Consider the following 8,231-nt stretch of genomic DNA (forward strand, 5'->3'; position numbering starts at 1 on the left):
GGATCCGCAATTCTTCTAAGTGTTCGAGCAGGGGGGCTTCAGCGTTTGCAGGAGTCTTGGACATGCTAGTAACAGTGTACTGGAGAAAGATAAGAGAAAGGTCTGCAAGGAGGCAGAAGGCTATAAAAAGGCCGAGAGCCAAGGGCCGAGGGCCGAGGGCAAAAAAAGCTTTGGCTAAAGCGTTCAGGGCGCAGCACGCTGCGCCCCTACAGCCCCTTGACTATTTCCTGAACGAACAGCACGATGCTCTCGGCTCTCGGCTCTCGGCTCTCGGCTCTCGGCTCTCGGCTCTCGGCTCTCGGCTCTCGGCTCTCGGCTCTGTCTTGGCCCTGACGACGCGCCTCGAAGACGGCTTCTTCGGCGCTGGGCCGCCGGCTCTCGGCTTCAGGGAGCCCTACAAGGCAGCAGAAATCTTACGTTCCAGAAATGCCGGTGGCACATAACTGCACCTCGGCTCCGCAGCCATGTGATCCCCGGTTTCCGCCCACGCTCTGGCCCGAGAGCCTCCGCACATTTGTTTGAATTCGCAGAAGCCGCATTTGCCTTTTAAAAGGCCTTTTTGCCTCAGTTCACGGAACAGCAGGCTGTCCTGATAGATTTCCTTCAGGCTGGAGGTTTTGATGTTGCCTGCATTGAGGGGCAGGAACCCTGAGGGGGACACGTTTCCGGTGCAACTGATGAACACAAAGCCGTTGCCATCACTGACCCCGATGCGGGAGTGTTCCATGCCGTCTTTGAAATAACTGCCGTGCAGGCTTTCTCCGGCGGCCAGAGCATGGTCCTGTCTGACCTGTTTGGCCCGTTCTTGCATGACCACCCGTCTGAAGTGGTGGGCTTCGGTGGTTTTCACATGGAAACTGGAGGTCAGGGACAGCTCATACAGCCAGTGGAGGTGGTCTTCAAACTGGTGGGAGGTCAGTTGCTTGAGGATCTGCCCACGTCCCACAGGCACCAGATAGAACACGCTCCACAGCACCACCCCTTTTTCTTCCATGAGGGCAGGGAGTTTTTTGATGTCTTCACTGTTGTTGCGCGTGACAGTGGTGTTGATCTGGGTCGGCAGGCCCACTTCTCTGGCCCAGTCCAGAGCCTGCATGGTGCGTTCAAAGGTGCCGGGTTCACCCCGGAAAGCATCGTGCAGGTCTGCGCTTGCAGCGTCCAGAGACAGGGCCAGACGGGTGACTCCAGCCGCTTTCAGCTTCACGATGATGTCGCGGGTCAGGGCAGGGGAGGCCGCAGGGGTGAAGCCGATCTTCAGGTCCCGTGCTCTGGCATGTTCGATCAGTTCAAAAACGTCTGGGCGCTGCAAGGGATCGCCTCCGGTCATCAGAACCAGAGGTTTGGGCTCAAAGGTGGAAAGTTCATCCAGCAGGGTTTTGCCCTGTTCGGTGCTCAATTCACCCAGCAAGGGGTTTTTTTCTGCGGAAGCACGGCAGTGCTTGCAGGCCATCAGGCAGGCGTGGGTCATCTCCCAGGCCACCAGAAAAGGGTACTGCGAGAAATTGGGTCTCATGCCTCACAGTACGCCCACAAGAACAGGTGGATTGTCCCAACGGACAATCCACCTGTGAAAAGGCAACGTTAAGCTTTTTTGGGGGCTTCAGGTTCGTCTTTGAAGCTGGATTCCAGATCGTCGCGGATCTCTTTGGTGCCTTTTTTGAACTCGCGGATGCCCTGCCCGAGGCTCTTGCCGAGCTCAGGGAGTTTTTTGGGTCCGAAGATCAAGAGGACGGCAATCAAGATCAGGACAATTTCACCGGGGCCTAGGTTCATGTCAACCTCCTACTTTCTTAGAATGCCTGCCGAGGGTGAAAGTTCCCTGAAAGGCAGTGACCCCGTTTTGGGCCGTGCACCCTACCATTGTGACCTGTTCAGCTTATCTTGCCAAGGTCAAATGCACGTTCAGGAATTCTTGACCTGCTGTTCCTGTAACCATGCATGCAAAACCGCGTGTTTTTTGCTGACCTTGTCGGCGTTTTGCTCCCAGAAACGGCGTGCAAAATCCTCAATGTTGCGCTGGCGACCTCGGGCCACACCCAGAGCCCCATCTGGAACTTCCTGAGTGACAACGCTGCCTGCCGCGATCATGGCTCCTTTGCCGACTGCAATGGGAGCCACCAGCACCGAATTGCTGCCAATGAAAGCCCCATCTCCAATCACCGTCTGGTTTTTGTCGATGCCGTTGTAATTGGCAGTGATGGTGCCTGCACCCACATTGACTTCCCGGCCCACTGTGGCATCCCCGAGGTAACTCAGGTGACCGGCTTTGGCCCCTTCCAGCATCCGGGCGTTTTTGACTTCCACGAAGTTGCCCACGTGCACGTCTTTTTCCAGCACTGCGCCGGGACGCAGGCGGGCAAAAGGACCGGCATCTGCACCAGAGTGCACTTCGGCACCTTCCAGAACGGTGTGGCTCTTGATGGTGACCCCATCCTGAACCAGACTGTCCTGCACCACGCTGTAAGCCCCGATCCGCACGTCCTCACCGATGACGGTTTCCCCTTTGAGGAGCACGCCGGGTTCAATCAGGGTGTCCCGACCGATTTTCACGGTGTCTTCGATGTAGGTGGACTCTGGGTCCACCAGAGTGACCCCACCGCGCATGTGCTGCTCGTTGATGCGTCTGCGCATCACCAGATCGGCCTCTGCCAGTTGCACCCGATCATTGGACCCTGAGAGTTCAGAAGCATCCTGAATTTTGAAGGCTTCCACGGTGGCCCCATCCTGACGGTACAGTTCAAGGATGTCGGTCAGGTAATACTCGTTGGCAGGCTGGGAAAGGCCAATTTTGGAGACCAGTTCCAGACCCTTGGCATTGAAAATGTACACACCGCTGTTGAACTCGCGGATTTGCTTTTCTTGTGCGCTGGCAGCTTTCTCTTCGACGATGCGTTCCACGGTCCCGTCTGTGCCACGCACGATGCGACCATATCCGGTGGCATCCGGCAGTTCAGCGGTCAAGACGGTCATGCCTGCTCCAGAGCTCTGGTGTGCTTGTTGCATGTTTTGCAGGGTTTCCAGACGGATCAGGGGGGTGTCTCCGTAGAGCACCAGCACATCCGAGTCACCCGACAGGTGAGGCACAGCTTGCAAGAAAGCATGGGCGGTGCCGAGTTGTTTGTCCTGACGGGCAAACACCACACCAGAGCCAGCAAAGGCCTGCTCCACTTTCTCTGCACCGTGACCGGTCACGACCACGATTTTCTGTGCGCCCATCTCCTGAGCACGCAACACGCTGTATCCCAGCATGCTGCGACCACACACTGGATGCAAAACTTTGGGCAGTTTGGACTTCATGCGGGTGCCCTGTCCCGCGGCCAGAATCACAACTTCAAGCACGCACTTGCTCCTTCACAGGTTTTTGTTCTTTGGGTTCACGCATCAACATGATGATGCACCAGATCACCAGCACCACGCTGGCGACTTGAGTCAGGGTGAAAAGACCAATCCCAATTTCATTTGGACTGGTGGTCTCGTAAACGGGGAACGTCAGGGGGTTCAAGCGGAAGGTTTCTTCCACCACCGATCGCAGAATGCTGTACCACATCACGGTCAGGTAAAACACCTGATAGGCGGTTTTGGTTTTCATCCAGTTCCAGGCCAGCACAAAAATCAGCAGACCAATCAAAACCCCATAAAGCTGGGTGAAGTGCACAGGCACCGTCACCAGACCGTTGGTGCAGTACTGGGCCAGATTCTCCGGGTTGTTGGCGTTGCACATGGCATTGTGGAAACCCTTGGCCCAGTCAGGCCACACAAATCCAATGGGCAGGTTGGTGGGACGGCCCACGGTGTCTGAACCGTTCATGATGTTGCCCAGACGCCCTCCCATGATGCCCAACCCGAGACCGGGGGCCAGCAGGGATGCATACTCATAGAAGTTGATTTTGTAGCGCCACTGGTAGTACAGGAACACAGCAATCCCGAACAGCAAACCGCCGTGGATGCTCAGTCCACCTGTGCGGATGTTGACCCACGCCAGAAACTTCTGACCCGGATCGGTGATCCCTGCAAAAGCCTCAGGGCTGGTCATCACAAACAGCACCCGCGCCCCAATCACCCCCCAGATGACGGCCCAGAAAATGATGTCGCTGATCAGGTTGGCATTCAGGCCTTTTTTGACCGCAAGCCTCTGGGCAAGGATGGCCCCACCCATGATGCCCGCCATCATCAAAACGCCATACCATGCAATGCTGAAACTTCCGATCTGTATGAAAATTGGATCCATGCTTTACTCCCTCAACTCCTTCACATCGTCCTGCACAAAAATCCCTTTTAAGAGTACCTGATCTCCATCCAGAAGAACCGGAATCTCCCAGCCAAATTCGGCTTCCAGCTCTGGATGGTTGGAAATGTCGATTTTTTCGTACGGGATGCCCGCCTCCTGCAACAATATTTCGGCTTTGTCACACAGGCTGCAACCGGGACGGCTGTAAAACGTCTTCACGTGAGGGCCTTCCAGAGCACCAGTCCACCCATGATCAGGTGCATGATGAACTTGCCGAAAATCCCAGCCAGCAGACCGACCACAGCACCCCATGCACTTTTCAGGGCTGCCTCTGGAGGTTGCTTGTTGAGGAGTTCAAACCCGAACGCTCCAGCAAACGGTCCAATGAAGAGGCCTAGAGGTCCCAGAAAGATCCCGACGATGCCTCCCACCACTGCACCCAGCATTGCAAGGTTGGTGCCCCCGTATTTCTTGGTGCCCCACGCACTTGCAATGTTGTCGATGGTCATGGTCAGCAGGGCAAGCAAGGCCAGGCCAATCAGCCACGCCCACGTGACTTCTGCAAACCCGGTCATGTAAGCGTAAATCAGGGCTCCGAGCCACACAATGAAGGTTGCGGGCAGCACGGGGATGAATGTGCCCACCAGTCCGATCAGCCACACCAGCACGAAAACAACGATTTCCATTGACTGACAGCGTACTACAAGAGGGTGAAAAGTGTGTGACAGGGGAGATGCCGAGGGCCGAGAGCATAGGGCCGAGGGCAAATAAAGCTTTGGCTTAAGCTTTGAGGAACATTCCCAATCCCCTTGACCCTCATGGCTACGAATTGCATCCTGCTCTCGGCTCTCGGCTCTCGGCTCTCGGCTCTCGGCTCTCGGCTCTCGGCTCTCGGCTCTCGGCTCTCGGCTCTCGGCTCTCGGTCCAACCCATGCAAGTGTCCTCGCATAAAAACCTATCCAAAAACGGTATCCCCCGAGGTTTCCCTGAGATTTTCATGTTATTTCCAGTGGTTTACTGATTTTCATTCTGTACATAGTTGTCAGACCAACAGTATGTTAGGATCAACAACAGTTCACACACGTCTGCTTTTCAGGCTTTCAAAAGGCCTGAGTCCATTGTCCCACACGAAAGGATGTTGAAATCATGCCCAGAGCCGTGATTGTCAGTGCCAGCCGCACCCCCATTGGTAAATTTCTCGGAGGCCTCAGTGGCCTCAGTGCCCCTGAACTCGGGAGCATCACCCTCAAGGAAACCCTGCGTCGGGCAGGACTGGATGCCAGCCTGATTGAAGAGGTGATCATGGGGCAGGTGATTCAGGCCGGCAGTGGTCAGAACCCTGCACGTCAGGCTGCCCTCAAAGCGGGACTTCCCAGCAGTGTTGGGGCACTCACCATCAACAAAGTGTGCGGAAGTGGTCTAAAAGCCGTGATGCTGGCGGCCCAGAGCATCCGTGCTGGAGATCAACAGGCTGTGCTGGCAGGGGGTCAGGAAAGCATGAGCAATGCCCCCCACCTGCTGATGGGTGCCCGTCAGGGGTACCGACTCGGGCATGGACAGGCGCTGGATGCCAACATTCAGGACGGCCTGTGGTGCGCCATGACCGACCAGCACATGGGCCTCACTGCCGAACTGGTGTGCGACAAATACAGTCTGGACCGGGCCAGTCAGGACACCTATGCTTACACCAGCCACCAGAAAGCCCTGAACTCCATCGACGAAGGACGGTTCAAAGAAGAAATTGTGCCTGTGGAGATCGCTGGACGCAAAGGCACCACCGTCATCGACACCGATGAGAGCCCCAGACGCGAAACCAGCATGGAGGCCCTCGGGAAGCTGAAACCTGCCTTCAAAAAAGAGGGCAGTGTGACCGCAGGCAATGCCCCCGGCCTGAATGATGCTGCTGCAAGTTTGCTGGTGGTCAGCGAGGAATTCGCGCAGACCCACGGCCTCACCCCCCTTGCAGAAATTGTCGGGTATGCCACGGCAGGCCTTGACCCCGAGTGGGTGATGATGACCCCCGTTCCAGCCACCCAGAACCTGCTGAAGAAACTGGGCATGCAAGGCAGCGACATCGACCTGTGGGAAGTCAACGAGGCGTTCAGCGTACAGGCCCTTGCCGTCACGCAGGAACTTGGCATCGATCCAGAGCGCATCAACGTCAATGGTGGCGCAGTGGCGCTTGGGCATCCCATTGGGGCCAGTGGTGCACGAATTCTGGTGACCTTGCTGCATGCCCTGAAACAACAAAACAAGGAACTGGGTGTGGCCACCCTCTGCATGGGAGGGGGCAACGGTCTGGCTCTGGCGGTCAAGCGCCTTTGACCTGTAAGGGTTATAAAGAGGCATGACCCACAGCACTGAAAACCTGTTCGTTTTGATCGTCAAATACATCCGACCTGCCGCAGAAGTGGAAGCCAGACGTCTGGAGCACCGGGAATGGCTCGATGTGTATTACCGCAGCGGCCAGTTTCTGGTCTCTGGACCACAGGTGCCCAGAGATGGAGGCATCATCCTTGCAAAAGGGGGCACCAGAGAAGAATGGCAAAAAACCACTCTGGAAGACCCTTTTGTGATTGCAGGTGTGGCAGAGTACGAAGTGATCGAATTTGAACCTGTGAAGCGCCACCCGACTCTGGATTTGCCGGGTGTGGCAGCTGTTGAATGAGGAGAACCCCATGAAATTTGGTGTGATTGGAGCAGGACAGATGGGAGGCGGCATCGCTCAGGTGGCCGCCCAGAGCGGTTTTGACGTGGTGGTGCAGGATGTGCACGAAAGTTCTCTGGAAAAAGGCAAGAACACCATCCTCAAATCCCTGACCAAACTCTTTGAAAAAGGCAAAATTTCGGATGCTCCAGAAACTGTGCTGGCAAGGATCCAGTTCACCACCCTTCTGGAAGACTTTGCAGACTGTGATCTGGTTGTCGAGGCCATCATCGAAAACGAAAGCCTGAAACTGGACCTCTTCCAGAAACTCGGGCAAATTGTGAAGCCTGAGGGCTTGCTGGCCAGCAACACCAGCAGCATCCCCATCACCCGTCTGGCCACCGCATCCGGGCGTCCAGAGCAATTCATCGGCATGCACTTCATGAACCCGGTGCCCCTGATGGCTCTGGTGGAGGTGATCCGGGGTTACTCCACCAGCAATGCCACCACTGAATTTGTGGTGGATGTGGCCAAGCAGATGGGCAAAACCCCCATCGAGTGCAACGATTTCCCCGGTTTTGTCTCCAATCGCATCCTGATGCCCATGATCAACGAAGCCATCCAGTGCGTCATGGAAGGGGTCGCCACCCCCGAGGCCATCGACGGCATCATGAAACTGGGCATGAACCACCCGATGGGACCCCTCACCCTGGCGGATTTCATCGGTCTGGACACCTGTCTGGCGATCATGGAAGTGTTGCATCAGGGATTGGGAGATGACAAATACCGCCCGAGCCCTCTGCTTCGCAAGATGGTGCAGGCGGGCTTGTATGGGCGCAAGAGTGGGAGAGGGTTTTACACGTATTGAAGAGGGCTTCGCCCGCCGAGGGCTCAGGGCATAAGAGAAATGCCAAGGGCCGAGAGCCGAGGGCAAAAAAAGCTTTGGCTACAGCAATAAAGGGCGAGGAATGCCTCGCCCCTACAACGTGTGTCTGAGGTTTCTGCCTTTGGGCGCAGCACGCTGCGCCCCTACAGTTTCCCTTGAAAATGTTTTCTGCGTATAGCACGATGCTCTCGGCTCTCGGCTCTCGGCTCTCGGCTCTCGGCTCTCGGCTCTCGGCTCTCGGCTCTCGGCTCTCGGCTCTCGGCTCTATGGGGCTCTCAGCAACTCCCCTCAAAACCGTGAGAAATCCCTCAATTCCAACTCACCTCAGAACCTGACCTTCTGGGTACGCTAAAGGCAATGAAGTCCCGTCTGCTCCTGATGGCGGTGCTCCTTGCTGGATGCACGGCCCGTCCCACCACCGACCAGAAAACCCCACAGACCGCCCCAGAGGTCAAAACCGTGAAGGACAT

The 8,231-nt window shown here is 56.3% G+C and carries 9 protein-coding genes; 3 read left to right on the plus strand and 6 right to left on the minus strand.

The genetic code is table 11. The features are described from left to right. Window positions 1–394 precede the first annotated feature (394 nt). The 6 genes from Q371_RS22945 to Q371_RS22970 form a co-directional block, all read right to left on the minus strand. Window positions 395–1,513: a TIGR04053 family radical SAM/SPASM domain-containing protein gene (locus tag Q371_RS22945; RefSeq protein WP_034345250.1), complete on the minus strand. Its 1,119-nt coding sequence runs from the start codon at window positions 1,511–1,513 to the stop codon at window positions 395–397. 68 nt (window positions 1,514–1,581) lie between these two features. After that, a complete protein-coding gene (locus Q371_RS22950; protein ID WP_034345253.1) occupies window positions 1,582–1,773 on the minus strand; it encodes a twin-arginine translocase TatA/TatE family subunit in 192 nt (63 codons plus the stop codon). A gap of 129 nt (window positions 1,774–1,902) precedes the next feature. After that, window positions 1,903–3,339: a bifunctional UDP-N-acetylglucosamine diphosphorylase/glucosamine-1-phosphate N-acetyltransferase GlmU gene (gene glmU / locus Q371_RS22955; protein WP_034345254.1), complete on the minus strand. Its 1,437-nt coding sequence runs from the start codon at window positions 3,337–3,339 to the stop codon at window positions 1,903–1,905. Beyond that, entirely contained in the window at window positions 3,332–4,228 is an 897-nt protein-coding gene (locus tag Q371_RS22960) for a prolipoprotein diacylglyceryl transferase (RefSeq protein ID WP_034345255.1), read from the minus strand. The genes glmU and Q371_RS22960 overlap by 8 nt, the downstream gene beginning before the upstream one ends. Window positions 4,229–4,231: 3 nt before the next feature. Then, a complete protein-coding gene (locus Q371_RS22965; protein ID WP_034345256.1) occupies window positions 4,232–4,447 on the minus strand; it encodes a glutaredoxin family protein in 216 nt (71 codons plus the stop codon). Further along, complete coding sequence (locus tag Q371_RS22970; protein WP_034345258.1) at window positions 4,444–4,914, minus strand: DUF456 domain-containing protein; 471 nt, start codon at window positions 4,912–4,914, stop codon at window positions 4,444–4,446. Before Q371_RS22970 ends, Q371_RS22965 begins: the two co-directional genes overlap by 4 nt. Window positions 4,915–5,374: 460 nt before the next feature. On the opposite strand from Q371_RS22970, the gene Q371_RS22975 reads away from it, so the two are divergent. The 3 genes from Q371_RS22975 to Q371_RS22985 are packed head-to-tail and all read left to right on the plus strand — an operon-like array spanning window position 5,375 to window position 7,743. After that, the gene (locus Q371_RS22975) at window positions 5,375–6,553 is read left to right on the plus strand and encodes a thiolase family protein (protein ID WP_034345261.1); all 1,179 of its coding nucleotides are present in this window, start codon (window positions 5,375–5,377) and stop codon (window positions 6,551–6,553) included. A gap of 22 nt (window positions 6,554–6,575) precedes the next feature. Continuing rightward, on the plus strand, window positions 6,576–6,896 hold the full coding sequence (locus Q371_RS22980) for a YciI family protein (protein ID WP_034345263.1): 321 nt from the start codon (window positions 6,576–6,578) through the stop codon (window positions 6,894–6,896). A gap of 10 nt (window positions 6,897–6,906) precedes the next feature. Beyond that, window positions 6,907–7,743, plus strand: a complete 837-nt coding sequence (locus Q371_RS22985; RefSeq protein ID WP_034345268.1) for a 3-hydroxyacyl-CoA dehydrogenase family protein — start codon at window positions 6,907–6,909, stop codon at window positions 7,741–7,743. Window positions 7,744–8,231: the final 488 nt, after the last annotated feature.

The organism is Deinococcus misasensis DSM 22328 (assembly GCF_000745915.1).
Classification (GTDB): domain Bacteria; phylum Deinococcota; class Deinococci; order Deinococcales; family Deinococcaceae; genus Deinococcus_C; species Deinococcus_C misasensis.